Origin of the sequence: Pseudomonas sp. P5_152 (assembly GCF_033989915.1) — a bacterium.
Taxonomy (GTDB): domain Bacteria; phylum Pseudomonadota; class Gammaproteobacteria; order Pseudomonadales; family Pseudomonadaceae; genus Aquipseudomonas.
In genome coordinates this window covers 940771-963723 of sequence record NZ_JASFAH010000002.1, presented here as the reverse complement: position 1 = coordinate 963723, position 22953 = coordinate 940771, and the positions used below count along the sequence as shown (strand labels likewise).

Genomic DNA, 22953 nt, shown 5'->3' with positions numbered 1-22953 from the left:
TACAACCTTACACCAGCGCAGCAATCGCCGCGTTGAAGGTGTTGCTCGGGCGCATGGCCTGGCTGATCAGCTCGGCATTGGCGTGATAGTAACCGCCGATGTCCACTGGCTTGCCCTGGACGGCGTTGAGCTCGGCAACGATGGTTGCCTCGTTCTCGGTCAGGGTGCTGGCCAGTTGGCTGAACTGCGCCTGCAGTGCAGTGTCTTCGCTCTGGGCGGCCAGGGCTTGTGCCCAGTACAGCGCCAGGTAGAAGTGGCTGCCGCGGTTGTCGATGTTGCCGACTTTGCGCGATGGCGACTTGTTGTTGTCGAGGAACTGGCCAGTAGCCTGGTCCAGGGTCTTGGCCAGCACCAACGCTTTAGGGTTGTTGTAGGTCACGCCCAGGTGTTCCAGGGAGGCGGCCAGGGCCAGGAACTCGCCCAGCGAATCCCAACGCAGGAAGTTTTCTTCCAGCAGTTGTTGCACGTGCTTGGGTGCCGAACCGCCAGCGCCGGTTTCGAACAGGCCGCCACCGTTCATCAGCGGCACGATCGACAGCATCTTGGCGCTGGTGCCCAGTTCCATGATCGGGAACAGGTCAGTCAGGTAGTCGCGCAACACGTTGCCGGTCACCGAGATGGTGTCCTTGCCTTCGCGGGTGCGCTGCAGGGTGAACTTCATGGCGTCGACCGGTGCCATGATCTGGATATCCAGGCCGGCGGTGTCGTGGTCCTTCAGGTAAGCCTGGACCTTCTCGATCACCACGCCATCGTGGGCGCGCATTGGGTCCAGCCAGAAAATCGCTGGGGTGGCGCTGGCGCGAGCGCGGTTGACGGCCAGCTTGACCCAATCCTGGATCGGCGCGTCCTTGGTCTGGCACATGCGGAAGATGTCGCCGGCCTCAACCGGTTGCTCCAGCAGGGTGCGGCCAGCGCTGTCGGAAACACGAACCACACCGTCAGCCTTGATTTGGAAGGTCTTGTCGTGGGAACCGTATTCTTCGGCTTTTTTCGCCATCAGGCCAACGTTTGGCACGCTGCCCATGGTGGTTGGGTCGAAGGCGCCATTGACCTTGCAGTCTTCGATCACGGCCTGGTAGATGGTGGCGTAGCAGCGATCCGGGATCACGGCCTTGGTGTCGTGCAGTTGGCCGTCGGTGCCCCACATTTTGCCGGAGTCACGGATCATGGCCGGCATCGATGCGTCGACGATCACGTCGCTTGGCACGTGCAGGTTGGTGATGCCTTTGTCGGAGTTGACCATCGCCAGGGAAGGGCGAGCGGCGTAGACCGCCTGGATGTCAGCTTCGATCTGCGCTTGCTGGTCGGCCGGCAGGGCCTTGATGCGAGCGTACAGGTCGCCGATACCGTTGTTCAGGTTAAAGCCGATCTGTGCCAGCACGTCTGCGTGCTTGGCCAGGGCGTCTTTATAGAACTCGGCAACGATCTGGCCGAACATGATCGGGTCGGAGACCTTCATCATGGTGGCTTTGAGGTGGACCGACAGCAGTACACCCTTGGCCTTGGCGTCTTCGATCTCGGCGGCGATGAAGCTGCGCAGGGCGTTTTTGCTCATGACTGCGCAATCGAGGATCTCACCGGCTTGCACGGTGGTCTTGGCCTTCAGGACGGTGGCGGTGCCGTCCTGGGCGATCAGTTCGATTTTCACGGCGTCAGCGGCGTCGATCAGGGCGGCCTTTTCGCTGCCGTAGAAATCGCCGGTGCTCATGTGCGCAATGTGGGACTTGGAGTCCTTGGCCCATGCGCCCATTTTGTGCGGGTGCTTGCGTGCGTAGTTCTTGACCGACAGCGGTGCGCGACGGTCGGAGTTGCCTTCACGCAGAACCGGGTTTACCGCGCTGCCCTTGATCTTGTCGTAACGAGCCTTGGCGTCTTTGTCGGCATCGCTGGTCACGGTTTCCGGGTAGTCCGGCAGTGCATAGCCCTGGGCTTGCAACTCTTTGATCGCGGCCTGCAGTTGCGGTACCGAAGCACTGATGTTCGGCAGCTTGATGATGTTGGCTTCAGGCGTAACGGCCAGGGCGCCCAGTTCGGCGAGGTGGTCGGCTACGGCTTTGTCACCCAGTTGCTCGGGGAAGCTTGCCAGGATGCGCCCTGCAAGGGAGATATCGCGGGTTTCCACGGCAATATCGGCGGAAGCAGTAAAGGCTTCTACGATCGGGAGCAGGGAATAGGTGGCGAGGGCGGGAGCTTCGTCGGTGAAGGTGTAGATGATCTTCGAGCGGGTGGGCATATTCGGATTAACTCTCTTCTTTGCTAAAAGCGTGCGCGGAAATTCGAGGGGCGCCGGGTAAGCGCGTTCGTTCAAAGTCATCCATGAGCCGAATGTCGAGATTTCGTCGCGGTGATGTTGGGTGCATCAGTCGAGCGTCAAGCGCTCGGGTTGCGGTAACAACCCGGCTTTTCGGGCCGAAACTCTTGTAGTAGAGGGCTTGGCCGTCGTGACTCTGTGGTCAGCGGCGGCATTATACATAGGTAGCTGGCAAAACGCCGATGGTTCATACACCTCCGGTCTCGTCCATTGGTCTAAAGGTCGCACCCGGTGCTGCGGCGTAGAGTCGCTCCATGTGCTTGAGTTTGGCAGTTTCCCCTTTGCTTTCAGGCTTGTAGGCCGCGAACTGGTTAGCTTGGCGGCAGATGAGTGGAACATGAGGTTCCCGTGCAGATTCAACTGGGGTACGCTCGAACGCAGCCAGATGTTCAATCCACACAACGGAGTTCAGCATGGGATACAAGAAGATTCAGGTTCCAGCAGTCGGCGACAAAATCACCGTCAATGCAGACCATTCTCTCAATGTTCCTAACAACCCGATCATCCCTTTCATTGAAGGTGATGGTATTGGTGTTGATATCAGCCCGGTCATGATCAAGGTTGTCGATGCTGCTGTTAAGAAGGCTTACGGCGGCGAACGCAAGATTTCCTGGATGGAAGTGTATGCCGGGGAAAAAGCGACTCAGGTTTACGATCAGGACACCTGGCTGCCTCAGGAAACCCTGGACGCAGTCAAGGATTACGTGGTTTCCATCAAGGGCCCGCTGACCACCCCGGTCGGTGGCGGTATCCGTTCGTTGAACGTGGCCCTGCGTCAGCAACTCGACCTTTACGTCTGCCTGCGCCCGGTGCGCTGGTTCGAAGGTGTACCAAGCCCGGTGAAGAAACCAGGCGACGTCGACATGACCATCTTCCGTGAGAACTCGGAAGACATCTATGCCGGTATCGAGTGGAAAGCCGGCTCGCCGGAAGCGACCAAGGTCATCAAGTTCCTGAAAGAGGAAATGGGTGTCACCAAGATCCGTTTCGACGAAAACTGCGGCATCGGCGTCAAGCCGGTTTCCCTGGAAGGCACCAAGCGTCTGGCGCGCAAAGCCCTGCAATATGTGGTCGACAATGATCGCGACTCGCTGACCATCGTCCACAAAGGCAACATCATGAAGTTCACCGAAGGTGCCTTCAAGGAATGGGCCTACGAAGTGGCGGCCGAAGAGTTCGGCGCGACCCTGCTCGACGGCGGTCCGTGGATGCAGTTCAAGAACCCGAAAACCGGCAAGAACGTCATCGTCAAGGATGCTATCGCCGATGCCATGCTCCAGCAGATCCTGCTGCGCCCGGCGGAATACGACGTGATCGCGACCCTGAACCTGAACGGCGACTACCTGTCCGACGCCCTGGCGGCTGAAGTCGGCGGTATCGGTATCGCGCCAGGTGCCAACCTGTCCGACACCGTGGCGATGTTCGAAGCCACCCACGGCACTGCGCCGAAGTACGCCGGCAAGGACCAGGTCAACCCGGGCTCGCTGATCCTGTCCGCGGAAATGATGCTGCGCCACATGGGCTGGACCGAAGCGGCCGACCTGATCATCAAGGGCACCAATGGCGCCATCTCGGCCAAGACCGTGACCTATGACTTCGAACGCCTGATGGAAGGCGCCAAGCTGCTGTCTTCTTCGGCGTTTGGCGATGCCCTGATCTCGCACATGTGAGCTGAGCGGCATTAAACAAAAACCGGCCGGCTCAAGTGATTGAGCCGGCCGGTTTTTTTATGCAAAGCCTGCGGTCGGTGAGGGTCTCAGGCGGTAACGGAGTGTTCTTGCGGGGTGGTGTCGATTGCGCTGGCGTCAATGGCGGCACCGATGTTCACGGCGTGCAGGCCCTTGGGGCCCTGGATGATCTCGAAGACCACCGCCTGGCCGGCCTTCAAGGTTTTGTATCCCTCCATCTGGATCGCCGAGTAGTGGGCGAACAGATCGTCCGTTTTGCCGTCTTCATTGATGAAACCGTAACCCTTGGCATTGTTGAACCACTTGACCTTGCCATTGATCTTGACGCCTGACATACCCAACTCCCTCTGCAACAGACTCCATCACTGGAGTATCATCCAGTTGATCCTGCTCAAATCCTGCAAATAGGGTTTGACGGCACGGACCTTTTTTACCCACTGTGGGCTCTATTGGTTGTAACACTGATTTGCCGATAGTCAAGGCGACCGGACAGTCAGAGTTGAAAAGCTCTGGGACCGCCCCCACCACTGTATTCAGCTCAACAGACGAACCTTTCTTTCCATGCATGCAATCAGCCAGATTCGACTAACATTCAATCAGGATCGCCCGGATTCACACGACGACGATTCCGCAGGCATTGCTGTACAGGAGGCAAAGCCTGCTTTACAGGCGCCGCCGATGTACAAGGTGGTTTTGTTCAATGATGACTACACACCGATGGATTTCGTCGTCGAAGTGCTCGAGGTGTTTTTTAACCTGAATCGTGAGCTGGCGACCAAGGTAATGCTGGCCGTCCACACAGAAGGACGGGCAGTATGCGGATTGTTTACCCGTGACATCGCCGAGACCAAGGCCATGCAGGTCAACCAGTACGCCAGGGAAAGCCAGCATCCGCTACTCTGTGAAATCGAGAAGGACGGTTAACGCCGACCACTTGGGTATGAGGTGAAGCTATGTTAAACCGCGAGCTCGAAGTCACCCTCAATCTCGCCTTCAAGGAGGCGCGTTCGAAACGTCATGAGTTCATGACCGTCGAACACCTCCTGTTGGCACTATTGGATAATGAGGCAGCCGCCACCGTTTTGCGTGCCTGCGGCGCAAACCTCGACAAACTCAAGCACGACCTGCAGGAGTTCATCGACTCCACCACGCCTTTGATTCCCGTCCATGACGAGGATCGTGAAACCCAGCCAACCCTGGGCTTCCAGCGTGTACTGCAACGTGCTGTCTTCCATGTGCAGAGCTCGGGCAAGCGTGAAGTGACCGGCGCCAACGTGCTGGTCGCGATCTTCAGTGAGCAAGAGAGTCAGGCGGTGTTCCTGCTGAAACAGCAGAGCGTTGCCCGCATTGATGTCGTCAACTACATCGCCCACGGCATTTCCAAAGTGCCGGGGCATGGCGATCACTCTGAAGGTGAGCAAGATATGCAGGACGAGGAAGGTGGTGAATCTTCTTCTTCAAGCAATCCGCTGGACGCTTATGCCAGCAACCTCAACGAACTGGCACGCCAGGGTCGTATCGACCCGCTGGTCGGGCGTGAAATGGAAGTTGAGCGAGTGGCGCAGATTCTCGCGCGCCGGCGCAAGAACAACCCGTTGCTGGTGGGCGAGGCAGGCGTGGGTAAAACCGCGATTGCCGAAGGCCTGGCCAAGCGCATTGTCGACAACCAGGTGCCTGATCTGTTGGCCAATGCCGTGGTCTACTCCCTGGATCTCGGTGCGCTGCTGGCAGGTACCAAGTACCGTGGCGATTTCGAGAAGCGCTTCAAGGCGCTGCTCAATGAGCTGAAAAAACGTCCGCAGGCCATTCTGTTCATCGACGAAATCCACACCATCATTGGTGCGGGTGCCGCCTCTGGCGGCGTCATGGACGCTTCGAACCTGCTCAAGCCGCTGCTGTCGTCGGGTGATATCCGCTGCATCGGTTCGACCACGTTCCAGGAATTTCGTGGGATCTTCGAAAAAGACCGCGCCCTGGCACGACGTTTCCAGAAGGTCGATGTGTCGGAGCCTTCGGTGGAAGACACCATTGGCATCCTGCGTGGCCTCAAGGGTCGTTTCGAGGCGCATCACAACATCGAATACAGTGATGAGGCCTTGCGCGCCGCTGCCGAACTGGCCTCGCGCTACATCAACGACCGGCACATGCCGGACAAGGCCATCGACGTGATCGACGAGGCGGGCGCCTACCAGCGTCTGCAGCCGGTCGAGAAACGCGTGAAACGCATCGAGGTGCCTCAGGTCGAGGACATCGTGGCGAAAATCGCGCGGATTCCGCCTAAGCATGTCACCAGTTCCGACAAGGAGCTGCTGCGCAACCTTGAGCGTGACCTCAAGCTGACGGTATTTGGCCAGGATGCCGCGATCGACTCGCTGTCGACTGCGATCAAACTGTCCCGTGCCGGTCTCAAGTCGCCGGACAAGCCAGTGGGCTCATTCCTGTTCGCCGGTCCGACCGGTGTCGGCAAGACCGAGGCGGCTCGCCAACTGGCGAAGGCGCTGGGGATCGAGCTGGTGCGGTTCGACATGTCCGAGTACATGGAGCGTCACACCGTATCGCGCCTGATCGGTGCGCCGCCGGGGTACGTCGGGTTCGACCAGGGCGGTCTGTTGACCGAAGCCATCACCAAGCAGCCGCATTGCGTGTTGTTGCTCGATGAGATCGAGAAGGCGCATCCGGAAGTCTTCAACCTGCTGCTGCAGGTCATGGACCACGGTACGCTGACCGATAACAACGGGCGCAAGGCGGACTTCCGCAACGTGATCGTGATCATGACGACCAACGCCGGCGCCGAAACCGCGGCCCGTGCTTCGATCGGCTTCACCCATCAGGACCACTCGTCCGATGCGATGGAAGTGATCAAGAAGAGCTTCACGCCGGAGTTCCGTAACCGTCTGGACACCATTATCCAGTTTGGTCGCCTCAGTCATGAGGTCATCAAAAGTGTGGTGGACAAGTTCCTTACCGAGCTTCAAGCGCAGTTGGAAGACAAGCGCGTGCAGCTGGAAGTGACCGATGCCGCACGCAGCTGGCTGGCGGCGGGTGGCTACGATTCGGCAATGGGCGCTCGTCCAATGGCCCGTTTGATCCAGGACAAGATCAAGCGTCCGCTGGCGGAGGAGATCCTGTTTGGCGAGTTGGCCGATCATGGTGGCGTGGTGCATATCGATATCAAGGACGGCGAGCTGACCTTCGATTTCGAGACCACGGCGGAAATGGCCTGACGGTTGGTTGTGTTAGAGCAGAAGGCGCCGGGAGGCGCCTTTTTGCTGTGTGGGGTTTGGGGGTTTGGGGGCATATCCGTTGCTGCGGTAACGGCGGCTTAGGGTTTCGCCCTTACGGCGAGGCACTTTTGTCAAACGACACAAAAGTACCCAAAAAGTCTTGCCCCAGCGTTCGGCCCCTCGCCAAGGCTCGGGGTCCCTTCGCTACGGTGCCCATCAGGGGGCATCGCCTACGGTTTGCTTCGCTGCGCCTCCTCTCGATGCATGCGGCTTCGCCGCACGGCGCTACGCGCCTCCCCCTGATGGACACCTTCGCTCAGCCTGCCGAAGGGGCAGGTGGATCAAGATCAAAAGCAAGAGCACGGCGACCTGACAGTCGGCCTGAGTGGTAAAGGCGGGCGAGGCGGCCTACCGGCCGGCCTGTTTTTCCTGGCGTACGACTCTCCCTTGTAGGAGCGAGCTTGCTCGCGATGGCAATCCGCGCCACACCGTTGGCATTGGCATTGGCATTGGCATTGGCGTTTGCTTTGCTTTGCTTTGCTTTGCTTTGCTTTGCTTTGCTTTGCTTTGGCTCTTGATCTTTCGCCCCTTCGGCAGGCCGAGCGAAGGTGTCCATCAGGGGGATAGGCGCGTAGCGCCGTGCGGCGAAGCCGCACACATCGAGAGGAGGTGCAGCGAAGCAAACCGTAGGCGATGCCCCCTGATGGACGCCGTAGCGAGGGAACACTGAGCCTTAGCGAAGTGCCGTACGCCGGGGCGAAGCCTTTTGCTTACTTTTCGGCGTTTGGAAAAGTGAGTCGCTGTAAGAGCGAAACCGCCGGCGGCCGTAACCGCAGAAACGGATATACACGCAACCCAGCCCGCAAAAGCGCAACCGCCGGCGGCCGTAACCGCAGAAACGGATATACACGCAACCCAGCCCGCAAAAGCGCAACCGCCGGCGGCCGTAACCGCAGAAACAGATATATACGCAACCCAGCCCGCAAAAGTGAACCCGCCGGCGGCCGTAACCGCAGAAACGGATATATACGCAACCCAGCCCGCAAAAGCGAAACCGCCGGCAGCCGTAACCGCAGAAACGGATATGCACTCAATCTACACAAACAACAGACAAACAAAAACGCCCGGCATAAACCGGGCGTTTTGTATTGACTTGATTAGCGAGCGCGGTAAGTGATGCGCCCTTTGCTCAAGTCATAGGGCGTCAGCTCGACGCGCACTTTGTCACCGGTAAGAATACGAATGTAGTTCTTGCGCATCTTGCCGGAAATATGCGCGGTTACGACGTGCCCATTTTCCAACTCCACACGAAACATGGTGTTGGGCAGGGTGTCGACGACAGTGCCTTCCATTTCGAAGCTGTCTTCTTTCGACATGCAGTAAAGCCCTCGGTGTCCAATGAATGGCCCGGTGCAACTGCGCCAGGCAAAAGCGGCGTGCATTGTGCCCGAAAAATGGGGTTTAAGCCAAGGGCTTTAGGGTTGACCCTAGTTCAGAACCACCCAGCGCTGGTTAATCAGCAGCTCTATGGGGCGATATTGGGTCTTGTAGTTCATTTTTTTGCAGTTCTTGATCCAGTACCCCAGGTACACCGCATCCAGCCCCAGGCGGCTGGCCTCGCCGATTTGCCAGAGGATCGCGTAGCGTCCCAGGCTGCGGCGCTCTTCTGCGGGCTCGTAGAAGGTGTAGACCGCGGATAAACCATTGGGCAGCAGGTCGGTCACGGCGATGGCCAGCAGCCGGCCTTCCAGGCGGAACTCGTAGAATCGGGAAAAGGGCAGGTCGCGCACCAGGAAGGTGGAAAACTGATCGCGACTGGGCGGATACATGTCGCCATCGGCATGCCGCTGTTCGATGTAGCGCTGGTAAAGGTCGAAATATTCTTCGCTGAAGCCTGGTTTGGCCGGGCGTACCTGCAAGTCGGCGTTGCGCTTGAAAATGCGTTTCTGCTGCCGATTGGGGGTAAATTGCGCCACGGGGATGCGGGCAGGCACGCACGCATTGCAGTTCTGGCAATGGGGCCGGTACAGGTGATCGCCGCTGCGCCGAAAACCCATTTCCGACAGGTCTGCGTAGACATGCACATCCATGGGCTGGCTAGGGTCGAGGAACAGCGTGGTCGCCTGCTCCTCTGGCAGATAGCTGCAAGAATGGGGCTGAGTGGCATAAAACTTGAGACGCGCCAACTCGGTCATGGATCAACCCTCGGGGGTAAGCCGTTCAATTAAGTGTAAGCCACAGGCGTCAAAGTCGCCTGATAAACCCATGTGGCGCGGTTGGGCTGATCGAGGTGGCGGGCCAGATAATCGGCGAACTCCCGGCGCGCAATCGAGCGGGCGCCCAGGCTGTGCAGGTGGTCGGTGGGCATCTGGCAGTCGATGAGGACAAAACCGGCCTCCCGCAGGTGCTGCACCAGGCTGGCAAAGCCAACCTTGGAGGCGTTGTCGGCGCGGCTGAACATCGACTCGCCGAAAAACAACTGGCCCATGGCTAGGCCGTACAGGCCGCCCACCAGCACGTCCTGGTCCCAGACTTCCACGCTGTGGGCGTGGCCACGGGCGTGTAGCTCTCGGTAGGCGTCCTGCATGGCGTTGGTGATCCAGGTGCCGTCGGCATAGTCCCGGGGCGCTGCGCAGGCGCTGATCACGGCGGCGAAGTCCTGGTCGAACGTCACCCGGTAGCGTTGCTGGCGCAGCAGTTTGCCGAGGCTGCGCGAGATATGCAGTTCGTCGGGAAACAACACCGTGCGCGGATCGGGAGACCACCACAGGATCGGCTGGCCTTCGGAAAACCAGGGGAAGCAGCCGTGGCGATAGGCTTGGACCAGGCGATCGGCAGACAGGTCGCCACCGGCGGCGAGCAAGCCGTTGGGCTCGCGCAGGGCTTTTTCCAGTGGTGGGAAATTCAGGGAGTCGCGTTGTAACCAGGTCAGCATGGTATCCAGCTTGCAGTAGGGGAGGGCAGCGGCAGCGCCGGGCTGCCGCTCATCATCCGGGTCAGTTGTCGTCGAGGTATTTTTCAGCGTCCAGCGCCGCCATGCAACCCGCGCCGGCAGAAGTCACTGCCTGGCGGTACACATGGTCGGCTACGTCGCCTGCGGCAAACACCCCGGCAATCGCGGTGGCGGTGGCATTGCCCTCACTGCCGCCCTGGATCCGCAAGTAGCCATCATGCATCGGTAACTGGCCCTGGAACAGCTCGGTATTGGGTTTGTGGCCAATAGCAATGAAGACCCCGGCCAGGGGCAGCTCACGGGTTTGCCCGCTCAGGCTGTCCCGCAGGCGGGCGCCGGTCACGCCGCTGGCATCGCCGAGGACTTCGTCCAGGTTCTGGTTCCAGTGCAGGCGGATATTGCCGTTGGCGGCTTTTTCGAACAATTTGTCCTGGAGGATTTTTTCCGAGCGCAACTTGTCGCGACGGTGAATCAGGTGCACTTCCCGGGCAATGTTGGACAGATACAAAGCCTCCTCGACCGCGGTATTGCCGCCACCCACGACGGCGACCACTTGGTTGCGATAGAAGAACCCGTCGCAGGTCGCGCAGGCCGAGACCCCCTTGCCGGCAAAGGCCTCTTCCGACGGCAGTCCCAGGTACTGCGCCGAGGCGCCAGTGGCGATGATCAAGGCATCGCAGGTGTAGGTGGCGCTGTCGCCAATCAGCTGGAACGGGCGTTGCTGCAACTTGGCGGTATGGATGTGGTCGTAGACGATCTGTGTGTCAAAACGCTCGGCGTGTTTTTGCATGCGTTCCATGAGTGCCGGGCCGGTCAGGCCTTCGACGTCGCCGGGCCAGTTGTCGACTTCGACCGTAGTGGTGAGCTGGCCACCAGCCTGCATGCCGGTGATGACCACGGGTTTGAGGTTGGCGCGGGCGGCATAAACGGCGGCGCTGTAACCGGCAGGACCGGAACCCAGAATGATCAGGCGTGAATGCTTCGCATCGCTCATAAAAACACCTCATAAGCCTTTGTCACAAAAGACAATGCATGCTCAAATTGAATCGCGTGCCAGAGACTTCTGGCTATGCTGTAGCCATGGACTTGAAGCATGGCATCGGCCGTACAAACCCGTACAATGCAAGGCTGTAACAATGCCTTGCGGAAAAAAGCACCGCGTGTCGTGTTTATAAAAACCCAAGCGCAGTGTTAAAAGTAGTCCCAGTTGCGCCTCTACACTTTTTTACCTGCCTGGATTGGGCAGTTTTTTATAGTCATTCAACAGATGGACGCGCCCCTGGCGCAGGAAAAGTAGCGTTTTGAAGAAATCCACCGCAGCACCTAAACCAGTCGTTCCGCTTTGGCGTCAACACCTGCACTACCGACTCAAGGAAGGTGCGTTGATCGCCATCGGGGCCTTGTGCCTGTTCCTGATGATGGCCTTGCTGACCTATGGCAAGGACGATCCGGGCTGGAGCCACAACAGCAAGATCGACGACGTGCAGAACTTCGGCGGTCCGGCGGGCTCCTACAGCGCCGACATCCTGTTCATGGTGCTGGGGTATTTCGCCTATATCTTTCCGCTGTTGCTGGCGATCAAGACCTATCAGATCTTCCGCCAGCGTCACGATCCGTGGGAGTGGAGCGGCTGGCTGTTCTCCTGGCGCCTGATTGGCCTGGTGTTCCTGGTGTTGTCGGGCGCAGCCCTGGCCCACATCCATTTCCATGCCCCCACCGGCTTGCCGGCCGGCGCCGGTGGTGCGCTGGGCGAAAGCCTGGGTGAGTTGGCCAAGAATGCGCTGAACATCCAGGGCAGCACCCTGATGTTCATTGCGCTGTTCCTGTTCGGCCTGACCGTGTTTACCGACCTGTCGTGGTTCAAGGTGATGGACCTCACCGGCAAGATCACCCTCGACCTGTTCGAACTGTTCCAGGGTGCCGCCAATCGCTGGTGGGCCGCGCGTACCGAGCGCAAGCAACTGGTCGCGCAATTGCGTGAAGTGGATGATCGGGTGCATAGCGTCGTCGCACCGACCGTGACCGACAAACGCGAGCAGGCCAAGGTCAAGGAACGCTTGATCGAGCGCGAGCAGGCCCTGAGCAAGCACATGTCCGAACGCGAGAAACAGGTCCCGCCGGTGATCGCCCCGGCGCCACCGAAACCCGCCGCCCCAAGCAAGCGCGTGGAGAAAGAGAAGCAGGCGCCGTTGTTCGTCGACGGCGCCGTGGAAGGCACCTTGCCGCCGATCTCTATTCTCGACCCGGCGGAAAAGAAACAACTCAACTATTCGCCTGAGTCGCTGGCGGCGGTCGGGCATCTGCTGGAAATCAAACTCAAGGAGTTCGGGGTCGAGGTCTCGGTGGACTCGATTCACCCGGGTCCGGTGATTACCCGCTACGAAATCCAGCCGGCGGCGGGGGTCAAGGTCAGCCGTATTTCCAACCTGGCGAAAGACCTCGCGCGCTCGTTGGCAGTGACCAGTGTGCGGGTGGTGGAAGTGATCCCGGGCAAGACCACGGTCGGTATCGAGATTCCCAACGAAGACCGGCAGATCGTGCGCTTCTCCGAAGTGCTGTCGACCCCGGAATACGACAACTTCAAGTCGCCGGTGACCCTGGCCCTGGGCCACGACATCGGCGGCAAGCCGATCATCACCGACCTGGCCAAAATGCCGCACCTGCTGGTGGCCGGTACCACCGGTTCCGGTAAGTCGGTGGGGGTCAACGCAATGATCCTGTCGATCCTGTTCAAGTCCGGCCCGGAAGACGCCAAGCTGATCATGATCGACCCGAAAATGCTTGAATTGTCGATCTACGAAGGCATTCCGCACCTGCTCTGCCCGGTGGTCACCGACATGAAGGACGCCGCCAACGCCCTGCGCTGGAGCGTCGCCGAGATGGAGCGACGCTACAAGCTGATGGCCAAGATGGGGGTGCGTAACCTGTCCGGTTTCAACCAGAAGGTGCGCGAGGCGCAAGAAGCTGGCACGCCGTTGACCGACCCACTGTACAACCGCGAAAGCATTCACGACGAAGCGCCGCTGCTGACCAAGCTGCCGACCATCGTCGTGGTCGTCGACGAATTCGCCGACATGATGATGATCGTCGGCAAAAAGGTTGAAGAACTCATTGCCCGTATCGCGCAGAAAGCCCGTGCGGCCGGTATCCACCTGATTCTCGCGACCCAGCGTCCATCGGTGGACGTGATCACCGGTCTGATCAAGGCCAACATCCCGACGCGCATGGCGTTCCAGGTGTCGAGCAAGATCGACTCGCGGACCATCATCGACCAGGGCGGCGCCGAGCAACTGCTGGGCCACGGTGACATGCTCTACATGCCACCTGGCACCAGCCTGCCAATCCGGGTGCACGGTGCGTTCGTTTCCGATGACGAGGTTCACCGCGTGGTGGAGGCCTGGAAGTTGCGCGGCGCTCCGGAATACAACGACGACATCCTCGCCGGTGTCGAAGAAGCCGGCAGCGGCTTTGAAAATGGCGGCGGCGGTGGTGACGATGACGCCGAAACCGATGCGCTCTACGACGAAGCCGTGCAGTTCGTGCTTGAAAGCCGCCGCGCGTCCATCTCGGCGGTGCAGCGCAAGCTCAAGATCGGCTACAACCGCGCGGCGCGCATGATCGAAGCCATGGAAATGGCCGGGGTCGTGACCTCCATGAATACCAACGGCTCGCGTGAAGTCCTGGCCCCTGGCCCGGTGCGCGACTGATCAGTGCCGCGTGACCTCACGCGGCGCGTCATTCAAACGAATCTCTATGAGGACTCCCATGCGTCTTATCCGCATGTTGCTGTTGCCGGTACTGGCTTTCACCACCCTCTCGGCCCATGCCGATGACAAGGACGTGGCGCGTCTGACTCAACTGCTGGAAAAGTCCCAGACCCTGAGTGCGCGTTTCTCCCAGCTGACCCTCGACGGCAGCGGTACCCAGTTGCAGGAAACCACCGGCCAGATGTCGCTGCAGCGCCCGGGCCTGTTCTACTGGCACACCGATGCGCCGCAGGAACAGTTGATGGTTTCCGATGGCAAGAAGGTCTCCCTGTGGGACCCGGACCTGGAGCAGGTCACCATCAAGACCCTCGACCAGCGCCTGACCCAGACCCCGGCGCTGCTGCTCTCCGGTGATGTGTCGAAGATCAGCCAGAGTTTTGACATCAGTGCCAAGGAAGCCGGCGGCGTGATCGATTTCACCCTCAAGCCGAAAACCAAGGACACCCTGTTCGACAACCTGCGCCTGTCGTTCCGTAATGGCCTGGTCAACGACATGCAACTGATCGACAGCGTCGGCCAGCGCACCAATATCCTGTTCACCGGTGTAAAAGCCAACGAGCCGATCCCGGCATCTAAGTTCAAGTTCGACATCCCCAAGGGTGCCGATGTGATCCAGGAATAACCAGCCGCAAAACGCCTGTGGGAGCGGGCTTGCCCGCGATGGCGCCGGTACATCCAGCATTGATGTGACTGATGCGCCGCTTTCGCGGGCGAGCCCGCTCCCACAGGGATTGTGTTGTCAAGCACATCGACGTCAGGCCCCAGTGAGGTTTCAAACGTAGTCATGGATCTGTTTCGAAGTGCCCCGATCGCTCAGCCACTGGCCGCTCGCTTGCGCGCGGCGAACCTGGATGAGTACGTCGGCCAGGAACACCTGCTGGCCCGCGGCAAGCCCTTGCGCGAGGCGCTGGAGCAGGGTGCCCTGCATTCGATGATCTTCTGGGGACCGCCGGGTGTGGGCAAGACCACCCTGGCGCGTTTGCTCGCGGAAGTTTCGGATGCGCACTTCGAAACGGTTTCGGCGGTGCTGGCCGGGGTCAAGGAGATCCGCCAGGCAGTGGAAGTGGCCAAGCAGCAGGCTGGGCAATACGGCCGCCGCACCATCTTGTTCGTCGACGAAGTGCATCGCTTCAACAAGTCCCAACAGGATGCGTTCCTGCCCTATGTCGAGGACGGCACGCTGATTTTCATCGGCGCGACCACGGAAAACCCTTCGTTCGAACTCAATAACGCTTTGCTGTCGCGGGCACGCGTGTACGTGCTTAAAAGCCTCGACGAGACGGCCCTGCGCAAGCTGGTGCAGCGCGCGCTGACCGAAGAGCGGGGCCTGGGCAAGCGCAACCTGAGCCTCAGCGACGAAGGCTTCCAGATGCTGCTGTCGGCCGCCGACGGCGATGGTCGGCGTCTGCTCAACCTGCTGGAAAACGCCTCGGACCTGGCTGAAGACAACAGCGAAATCGGCACCGATCTCCTGCAAAGCTTGCTCGGTGACACTCGTCGTCGTTTCGACAAGGGCGGTGAAGCCTTCTACGACCAGATTTCCGCTTTACACAAATCGGTGCGTGGCTCCAACCCCGACGGCGCGCTGTACTGGTTCGCGCGCATGATCGACGGCGGTTGCGACCCGCTGTACCTGGCCCGGCGCGTGGTGCGCATGGCCAGCGAAGACATCGGCAATGCCGACCCGCGCGCCCTCAGCCTGTGCCTGGCGGCGTGGGAAGTGCAGGAGCGCCTGGGCAGCCCCGAAGGCGAACTGGCGGTGGCCCAGGCCATCACCTACCTGGCTTGCGCACCGAAAAGCAACGCGGTGTACATGGGCTTCAAGACTGCCCTGCGTGCCGCTGCCGAGCACGGTTCGCTGGAAGTGCCCCTGCACCTGCGCAATGCGCCGACCAAGCTGATGAAGCAATTGGGCTATGGTGACGAATACCGCTACGCCCACGACGAACCGGATGCTTATGCCGCCGGGGAAGACTATTTCCCGGAAGAGCTCGAGCCGATCCCGTTCTATCAACCGGTGCCCCGTGGCCTGGAGTTGAAAATCGGCGAGAAGCTCAATCACTTGGCAAAACTCGACCGTTTAAGCCCTAGGCAGCGGAGAAAATAGTGCTTGCACTGATTGTTGCGGTTTCCGTCGGCGGGGTGGCCGGCACGTTATTGCGCTTTGCCACCGGCAACTGGATCAACGCCAATTGGCCGCGGCACTTCTATAGCGCGACGCTGGCCGTTAATATCGTGGGCTGTCTGCTGATTGGCATTTTGTACGGCCTGTTTTTGACTCGCCCGGAAGTACCCCTGGAGGTGCGCGCCGGGTTGATGGTTGGCTTTCTTGGCGGCCTGACGACTTTTTCATCCTTTTCACTGGATACGGTGCGCTTGCTGGAAAGCGGGCAAGTGCCGCTGGCCCTGGGCTACGCGGCCATCAGCGTATTCGGCGGGCTGCTCGCGACCTGGGCTGGCCTGTCCCTGACCAAACTTTGATAAACGAGAGACCGACATGCTCGATTCCAAACTGTTACGTAGCAACCTTCAGGACGTAGCGGACCGCCTGGCATCCCGTGGTTTTGTGCTGGATGTTGCGCGCATCGAAGCGCTGGAAGAACAGCGCAAGACCGTCCAGACCCGCACCGAAGCACTGCAGGCTGAACGTAACGCGCGCTCCAAATCCATCGGTCAGGCCAAACAGCGCGGCGAAGACATCGCACCGTTGATGGCCGACGTCGAGCGCATGGCCAACGAACTGGGGGCCGGCAAGGTCGAGCTGGACGCGATCCAGACCGAGCTGGATGGCATCCTGCTGGGCCTGCCGAACCTGCCGCATGAGTCGGTGCCGGTAGGCGCGGACGAAGACGGCAACGTTGAAGTACGTCGCTGGGGCACCCCGGCCACCTTCGATTTCGAGGTCAAGGACCACGTCGCCCTGGGCGAGAAGTTCGGCTGGCTCGACTTTGAAACCGCCGCCAAGCTGTCCGGTGCCCGTTTTGCCCTGCTGCGCGGGCCGATTGCCCGTCTGCACCGCGCCCTGGCGCAGTTCATGGTCAACCTGCATACCACCGAACACGGTTACGAAGAGGCCTACACCCCTTATCTGGTGCAAGCGCCGGCCCTGCAAGGCACTGGCCAACTGCCGAAATTCGAGGAAGACCTGTTCAAGATCAGCCGCGAAGGCGAGGCCGATCTGTACCTGATCCCGACTGCCGAAGTGTCGCTGACCAACATCGTCGCCGGCGAAATCGTCGATGCCAAGCTGCTGCCGATCAAGTTCGTCGCGCACACCCCGTGCTTTCGCAGTGAAGCCGGTGCCTCGGGTCGTGATACCCGCGGGATGATTCGCCAGCACCAGTTCGACAAGGTTGAAATGGTCCAGATCGTCGAGCCGTCGACCTCGATGGAAGCCCTCGAAGGCCTCACCGCCAACGCCGAGAAGGTCCTGCAATTGCTGGAACTGCCTTACCGCACCCTGGCGCTGTGCACCGGCGACATGGGCTTCAGCGCCGTCAAGACTTATGACCTGGAAGTGTGGATTCCGAGCCAGGACAAATACCGCGAGATTTCCTCGTGCTCCAACTGCGGTGATTTCCAGGCCCGACGCATGCAAGCGCGTTTCCGTAACCCGGAAACCGGCAAGCCTGAGCTGGTGCACACCTTGAACGGTTCTGGCCTGGCAGTCGGTCGGACCCTGGTGGCGGTGCTCGAAAACTACCAGCAGGCTGACGGTTCGATCCGCGTGCCAGACGTGCTGAAACCCTACATGGGTGGCCTTGAGGTCATCGGCTAAATGAAATATCTGCCACTGTTTCACAACCTGCGCGGTAGCCGTGTGCTGGTGGTCGGTGGAGGGGAGATTGCCTTGCGCAAATCCCGCCTGCTGGCCGATGCCGGTGCGCTGCTGCGGGTCGTTGCACCCGAGATCGAAGTCCAGCTGCGTGAGCTGGTGCAAAACAGTGGCGGCGAACTGCTGGTGCGCGGCTATCAGGAATCGGACCTGGATGGATGCGGGCTGATCATTGCCGCTACCGATGACGAAACCTTGAACGCGCAAGTCTCCGCCGATGCCCATCGGCGTTGCCTGCCGGTCAATGTGGTGGACGCGCCTGCCCTGTGCAGCGTGATCTTCCCAGCGATTGTCGACCGTTCGCCGCTGATCATTGCGGTGTCCAGCGGCGGTGATGCACCGGTGCTGGCGCGGCTGATCCGGGCCAAGATCGAAACCTGGATTCCGTCGACCTACGGCCAGTTGGCGGGCTTGGCGGCGCGTTTCCGTGACCAGGTCAAAGGCCTGTTCCCGGACGTGCAGCAACGCCGTGGCTTCTGGGAAGACGTGTTCCAGGGACCGATCGCCGATCGGCAACTGGCCGGGCAGGGCGCCGAGGCCGAACGCTTGCTGCAAGCCAAGCTGGCGGGTGAAGCCAGCGTGACTACCGGCGAGGTGTATCTGGTGGGCGCGGGCCCGGGTGATCCGGACCTGTTGACCTTCCGCGCCCTGCGTCTGATGCAACAAGCAGACGTGGTGCTGTACGACCGCCTGGTGGCGCCAGCGATTCTCGAACTCTGTCGGCGCGACGCCGAGCGTGTCTACGTCGGCAAGCGTCGCGCCGATCACGCAGTGCCCCAGGACCAGATCAACCAGCAACTGGTGGACCTGGCTCGGCAAGGCAAGCGTGTGGTGCGACTCAAGGGTGGCGATCCGTTCATCTTTGGGCGCGGCGGCGAAGAAATCGAAGAGCTGGCGGCCCAGGGCATCCCGTTCCAGGTGGTGCCGGGAATTACCGCTGCCAGCGGTTGCGCAGCCTACGCCGGGATTCCCTTGACCCACCGTGATTACGCGCAATCCGTGCGGTTTGTCACCGGTCACCTGAAGGACGGCACCAGCGACCTGCCGTGGAGCGACCTGGTCGCACCGGCCCAGACCCTGGTGTTCTACATGGGCCTGGTGGGCTTGCCGATCATCTGCGAGCAGTTGATCAAGCACGGCCGGGGCGCGGACACGCCAGCGGCGTTGATCCAGCAGGGCACTACCGCTAACCAGCGAGTCTTCACCGGCACCCTGGCCGACCTGCCACGCCTGGTGGCGGAGCATGAAGTGCATGCGCCGACCCTGGTGATCGTGGGAGAGGTGGTGCAACTGCGTGAGAAACTGGCATGGTTTGAAGGGGCGCAGGCGCAGGTCTGAAGTCCGCGTTGCCAATATCGCGGGCATCCGCGCCCACAGATGACTTGTGCTGGACACAAATCCCCTGTGGGAGCGGGCTTGCCCGCGATGGGCATAGCTATCTACACAACGTTTTAGCGGTCTCTGGGCCGGGCGGGGTGTTGGATTAGACCGAGTACATATCCATTTCTTCGGTAACGGCCTCCTATGGTTCCGCTTTTACAGCGGCTCACTTTTGGAGGAGCCCAAAAGTAAGCAAAAGGCTCTTGCCCCACCACTCGGCACCTCGCTTGGGCTCGGTGTGCCCTCACTCCGGCTTGAATCCGTGGGCCGCCGCCACGCGCCATCCATGGCGCGGGGCGGCTAACCCGGCGTCCTGCCGGGTTACCCACGGCTTCAAGCCTGCGTTCGGCCAGCGTGGTTAACGGGGCGCCCAGGATCAAAAAGCCAGAGCCAGAGCCAGAGCCAGAGCCAGATCAAAAGATTGCTGACTTCGTCAGCGTCTTAGGAAGTAGAAGCCACACCGCGCAGGCCCTAGCGATCAGGTCGGCTCTAAGGCCGCCTCGCTTTGTTTTTGATCCTGGGCGCCCGGGGGGTATGAGCGTTTTGCTTACTTTTGCGCTGTTCAAAAGTGAGCCGCTGTAAAAGCGGAACCCATATCAGCCATTATCGCAAGAATGGATATGTACTCCGCCTAATCCAACCCCCCAGAGGCCGCTACAACGTTGTGTAGATACCTATACCGAGATAGGGCCTTCAAAAGCCCCGCAACATCAGGCCTTACGCCAAACCCCCTGGCCACTCAAGCGCTGCCGATCATGGGCCGCGTTGAAATCCTGTTGCGGTCCTTTTGGTACCACCCCCGTCGGATTGATGGTCTTGTGGCTGGCGTAGTAGTGATTCTTGATGTGGGTAAAGTCCACCGTCTCGGCAATCCCCGGCCATTGATACAGTTCGTGTAGCCAGTTCGACAGGTTCGGGTAATCGGCTATCCGACGCAGGTTGCACTTGAAGTGGCCGTGATACACCGCATCGAACCGGATCATCGTAGTGAACAAGCGCACATCCGCTTCAGTCAGGTACTCCCCCGCCAGATAGCGGTTTGCGCCCAAGACACGCTCCAGGTGATCGAGCTCGGCAAACACCTCATCAAACGCCTCTGCATATGCCTGTTGCGAGGTGGCAAACCCTGCGCGATACACGCCATTGTTCACGGCCGGATAGATCCGCTCATTCAGCGCATCGATCTCGCCGTGCAGCGGTGCCGGGTAGAAGTCCAGGTCATTGCCGGTCAAGTCATCGAACGCGCTGTTGAACATGCGGATGATCTCGGCCGATTCATTGCTGACGATGCGTTTGAGCTTTTTGTCCCACAGTAGCGGCACGGTGACGCGGCCGGTGTAGTCGGGCGTGTCGGCTGTATAGCGCTGGTGCATGAAGTCGAAGTGATCGAGTTTGTCGCCGGTTGATCCGAGCGCAGTGTCGAAGGTCCAGCCGTTTTCCAGCATCAGCCAACTGACCACCGAAACGTCGATCAGGCCTTCCAGGCCTTTGAGTTTGCGCAAGATCAGCGTGCGATGTGCCCACGGACAGGCGAGCGAAACGTAAAGGTGATAACGCCCGGCTTCAGCGCTAAAGCCACCTTCGCCGCTGGGGCCGGGCTGGCCGTCAGCCGTGACCCAGTTGCGGCGTTTCGCCTGTTCGCGCTGGAACGCGCCGTCTTTGCTGCTTTCGTACCACTGGTCCTGCCAGTGGCCATCAACGAGTAAACCCATGATCAAGACTCCGCAAACCAATAATCGTTGGAGCCGAGTCTATTCCGATGAGTTCGAACAAAAAGCGCAAAGATCGGGCGCCAATGATCGGTTAAATCGATTTGTCGCGAGCAGCCCAGTATTTTTCGGCGGTTTCAAATGCTTGCTCACGGGGCTGGCCAAGACCGCGCAGGGCCAGGGCCATGGTCGAAATCAGGGCCATTTGCGGATAGCTGTCGACTACATCGCCGCGCCACACCGCTTTCAGATGCTCGATATCCAGCGAGGCCGGCTTGACGTGACGTTGCGCCGACAGCTGTGGCCATTCTTCGTCCCAGCTCTCGCCGCCGGCAGTGCCGTACAGATGGCTGTCGGCATCCGGGTTGATCTCGATTTCACCGCCATCGCCCTTGACCACAATCGCCGTGTCACCGAGCAAGCCGCTGGCATCGCGATGCACAGCCTGATAGCCCGGATGGAAAATGCTTTGCAGGCCGCAGCGCGCGCCCAGGGGGTTAAGGATCCGCGCCAGCGAATGAATCGGTGAGCGCAGGCCGAGCGTGTTGCGCAGGTCGATCATCTTCTGCAGTTGCGGCGCCCAGTCCATCAGCGGCATGAACGCCAGGCCAGCGTTGTCCAGTGCCGTACCGACTTGCTGCCAGTTGCGGCACAACGCAATGTTCAATTCGCCGAGCAGTTGCTCGCTGTACAGGCGCCCGGCAGTGTGCGCGCCACCGCCATGCATGAAGATGCGCACGCCGTTCTGGGCCAGGCACTTGGCTGCCAGCAGGTACCACGGCAGGTGCCGCTTCTTGCCGGCGTAGGTCGGCCAGTCGAGATCGACCGCCAAGGGCGGGGCGTGCAGGCGCTCGCGCAGGGCTTCGGTGAAGCCCGCCAGTTCTTGCGGGCTCTCTTCCTTGTGCCGCAACAGCATGAGGAAGGCGCCGAGCTGGGTGTCCTCGACCTTGTCGTCGAGCAGCATGCCCATGGCTTCGCGGGCTTCCTCGCGGGTCAGGTTGCGCGCGCCGCGCTTGCCTTTGCCGAGGATGCGCACGAAGGGGGCAAACGGGTGTTCGGCGGGCGTTTCGGTAAGCAGTGGAGCGAAATCGGTCATAGACAATTCGTCGGTTTGGGCAGGCCCGCCAGCTTGGCGGCGAGTTTGGCGGGAGTGCCTTTGAACAGGCGGTTCAGGTGCAGGCTGTTGCCCTTGTCCGGCCCCAGCTTGAGCGCGGTGTACTTGATCAGCGGGCGGGTTGCCGGCGACAGCTGGAACTCCTGATAGAAGCCGCGCAGCAGCTCGAGGATTTCCCAGTGTTCGGCGCTCAGTTGCAGCTCTTCGGTGGCCGCCAGCGCGTCGGCGACTTGCGCCGACCAGTCCGCCAGGTCGAGCAGATAGCCGTCTTTGTCCAGTTCGATCTGGCGTGTACCCACGGTCAGCGTGTTCATAACCAGCTGTTGACCTTGTCGTAGGTTATCGACAGTTCGACGAAGGCCGGGTAGTCAAGGGACTTGATCCACTGCGGCACCGGCAAGCCTCGAGCCTGGACGTCTTCTTCCAGGACAAACAGCTGCAGGCTGTCAGCCCGTTGCTGTAACTGATTGCACGGTGTGGTGCCGGGTTGTAGGGCATAGACCGCGTCCCCTGTGAGCAGCAGGCCATCGTTGCCGCCGAGCAAGCGCAGGCAACTGTCCAGCCGGTTGTCGGAGAAGGGTGAATGAGACAACACATGCAAAGTCGACATCAGAGGGTAATAACCTGGTCATAGCGGTCAATAACGGCCGAGATTTGCCCGGCGGCCAATAGCTGCAGTTCATCGAGGCTCAAGTCCTGCGCCTGCAAGCCACGTGCGTGGGCACTGTCGGCGCAGACGTAGAGGTCTTCGACACCGAACAGGCCAAGGGCTTGCAGGTTGGCACTGAGGTCTTTCTGCTGGACCGCCTTGGCATTCTGCTGGCTGGCCAGCTGGAACACGCCATCATCGAGAAACAGCAGGCCGATGGGCAGGTCGAAGGCGCCGCCGGCCAGCACGATGTCCAGTGCTTCACGGGCACCGGGGCCGGACCAGGGGGCCTGGCGGCTGATAATCAACAGGGATTTAGGCAC

The 22953-nt window shown here is 60.3% G+C and carries 20 protein-coding genes; 9 read left to right on the top strand and 11 right to left on the bottom strand.

Annotated features, from left to right (window positions below):
• Window positions 1–7 precede the first annotated feature (7 nt).
• Window positions 8–2233, bottom strand: a complete 2226-nt coding sequence (locus QMK50_RS04170) for an NADP-dependent isocitrate dehydrogenase (RefSeq protein ID WP_095165222.1) — start codon at window positions 2231–2233, stop codon at window positions 8–10.
• Window positions 2234–2724: 491 nt separating this feature from the next.
• Here QMK50_RS04170 and icd point away from each other — a divergent pair, with 491 nt between their 5' ends.
• Window positions 2725–3981 (top strand): NADP-dependent isocitrate dehydrogenase, encoded by a 1257-nt coding sequence (icd, locus tag QMK50_RS04165; protein WP_007905029.1) that lies wholly within the window; start codon window positions 2725–2727, stop codon window positions 3979–3981.
• Window positions 3982–4067: 86 nt separating this feature from the next.
• On the opposite strand, the gene cspD is transcribed toward icd, so the two are convergent.
• A complete protein-coding gene (cspD, locus tag QMK50_RS04160) occupies window positions 4068–4334 on the bottom strand; it encodes a cold shock domain-containing protein CspD (RefSeq protein WP_159996936.1) in 267 nt (88 codons plus the stop codon).
• Between the two features lie 226 nt (window positions 4335–4560).
• On the opposite strand from cspD, the gene clpS reads away from it, so the two are divergent.
• Both clpS and clpA read left to right on the top strand, forming a co-directional pair.
• Window positions 4561–4923 carry an ATP-dependent Clp protease adapter ClpS gene (clpS, locus tag QMK50_RS04155; protein ID WP_093421263.1) on the top strand — a complete coding sequence of 121 codons (363 nt, stop codon included), beginning with the start codon at window positions 4561–4563 and terminating at the stop codon, window positions 4921–4923.
• 29 nt (window positions 4924–4952) lie between these two features.
• The gene (gene clpA, locus QMK50_RS04150) at window positions 4953–7223 is read left to right on the top strand and encodes an ATP-dependent Clp protease ATP-binding subunit ClpA (RefSeq protein WP_095165219.1); all 2271 of its coding nucleotides are present in this window, start codon (window positions 4953–4955) and stop codon (window positions 7221–7223) included.
• Window positions 7224–8380: 1157 nt separating this feature from the next.
• Here clpA and infA read toward each other — a convergent pair.
• The 4 genes from infA to trxB form a co-directional block, all read right to left on the bottom strand.
• Window positions 8381–8599 (bottom strand): translation initiation factor IF-1, encoded by a 219-nt coding sequence (gene infA, locus QMK50_RS04145; protein WP_002553999.1) that lies wholly within the window; start codon window positions 8597–8599, stop codon window positions 8381–8383.
• 111 nt (window positions 8600–8710) lie between these two features.
• Window positions 8711–9418 (bottom strand): arginyltransferase, encoded by a 708-nt coding sequence (locus QMK50_RS04140; protein ID WP_095165218.1) that lies wholly within the window; start codon window positions 9416–9418, stop codon window positions 8711–8713.
• A gap of 29 nt (window positions 9419–9447) precedes the next feature.
• Window positions 9448–10158 (bottom strand): leucyl/phenylalanyl-tRNA--protein transferase, encoded by a 711-nt coding sequence (gene aat, locus QMK50_RS04135; protein WP_320332601.1) that lies wholly within the window; start codon window positions 10156–10158, stop codon window positions 9448–9450.
• A gap of 61 nt (window positions 10159–10219) precedes the next feature.
• Window positions 10220–11170, bottom strand: coding sequence for a thioredoxin-disulfide reductase (trxB, locus tag QMK50_RS04130; protein ID WP_095165216.1), 951 nt, complete (start codon window positions 11168–11170; stop codon window positions 10220–10222).
• 307 nt (window positions 11171–11477) lie between these two features.
• Here trxB and ftsK point away from each other — a divergent pair, with 307 nt between their 5' ends.
• The 6 genes from ftsK (at window position 11478) to cysG (ending at window position 19116) form a co-directional block, all read left to right on the top strand.
• Window positions 11478–13883 (top strand): DNA translocase FtsK, encoded by a 2406-nt coding sequence (ftsK, locus tag QMK50_RS04125; RefSeq protein WP_320332600.1) that lies wholly within the window; start codon window positions 11478–11480, stop codon window positions 13881–13883.
• 58 nt (window positions 13884–13941) lie between these two features.
• The gene (lolA, locus tag QMK50_RS04120; protein WP_095165214.1) at window positions 13942–14565 is read left to right on the top strand and encodes an outer membrane lipoprotein chaperone LolA; all 624 of its coding nucleotides are present in this window, start codon (window positions 13942–13944) and stop codon (window positions 14563–14565) included.
• 162 nt (window positions 14566–14727) lie between these two features.
• Window positions 14728–16050, top strand: coding sequence for a replication-associated recombination protein A (locus tag QMK50_RS04115; RefSeq protein ID WP_095165212.1), 1323 nt, complete (start codon window positions 14728–14730; stop codon window positions 16048–16050).
• Window positions 16050–16424, top strand: coding sequence for a fluoride efflux transporter CrcB (gene crcB / locus QMK50_RS04110; RefSeq protein WP_095165211.1), 375 nt, complete (start codon window positions 16050–16052; stop codon window positions 16422–16424). Before QMK50_RS04115 ends, crcB begins: the two co-directional genes overlap by 1 nt.
• Window positions 16425–16440: 16 nt before the next feature.
• A complete protein-coding gene (serS, locus tag QMK50_RS04105; protein ID WP_320332599.1) occupies window positions 16441–17721 on the top strand; it encodes a serine--tRNA ligase in 1281 nt (426 codons plus the stop codon).
• On the top strand, window positions 17722–19116 hold the full coding sequence (cysG, locus tag QMK50_RS04100) for a siroheme synthase CysG (RefSeq protein WP_095165209.1): 1395 nt from the start codon (window positions 17722–17724) through the stop codon (window positions 19114–19116).
• A gap of 752 nt (window positions 19117–19868) precedes the next feature.
• Here the strand turns inward: cysG and QMK50_RS04095 are convergent.
• The 5 genes from QMK50_RS04095 to tusC all read right to left on the bottom strand — a co-directional run bounded on the left by QMK50_RS04095 (window position 19869) and on the right by tusC (window position 22953).
• Complete coding sequence (locus tag QMK50_RS04095; protein ID WP_159996926.1) at window positions 19869–20870, bottom strand: glutathione S-transferase family protein; 1002 nt, start codon at window positions 20868–20870, stop codon at window positions 19869–19871.
• Between the two features lie 91 nt (window positions 20871–20961).
• Window positions 20962–21963: a glycosyl transferase family protein gene (locus QMK50_RS04090; RefSeq protein WP_159996924.1), complete on the bottom strand. Its 1002-nt coding sequence runs from the start codon at window positions 21961–21963 to the stop codon at window positions 20962–20964.
• Window positions 21960–22295, bottom strand: coding sequence for a TusE/DsrC/DsvC family sulfur relay protein (locus QMK50_RS04085; protein WP_159996922.1), 336 nt, complete (start codon window positions 22293–22295; stop codon window positions 21960–21962). The genes QMK50_RS04090 and QMK50_RS04085 overlap by 4 nt, the downstream gene beginning before the upstream one ends.
• Window positions 22292–22591: a sulfurtransferase complex subunit TusB gene (tusB, locus tag QMK50_RS04080; RefSeq protein ID WP_159996920.1), complete on the bottom strand. Its 300-nt coding sequence runs from the start codon at window positions 22589–22591 to the stop codon at window positions 22292–22294. The genes QMK50_RS04085 and tusB overlap by 4 nt, the downstream gene beginning before the upstream one ends.
• Entirely contained in the window at window positions 22591–22953 is a 363-nt protein-coding gene (gene tusC / locus QMK50_RS04075; RefSeq protein WP_320332598.1) for a sulfurtransferase complex subunit TusC, read from the bottom strand. Before tusC ends, tusB begins: the two co-directional genes overlap by 1 nt.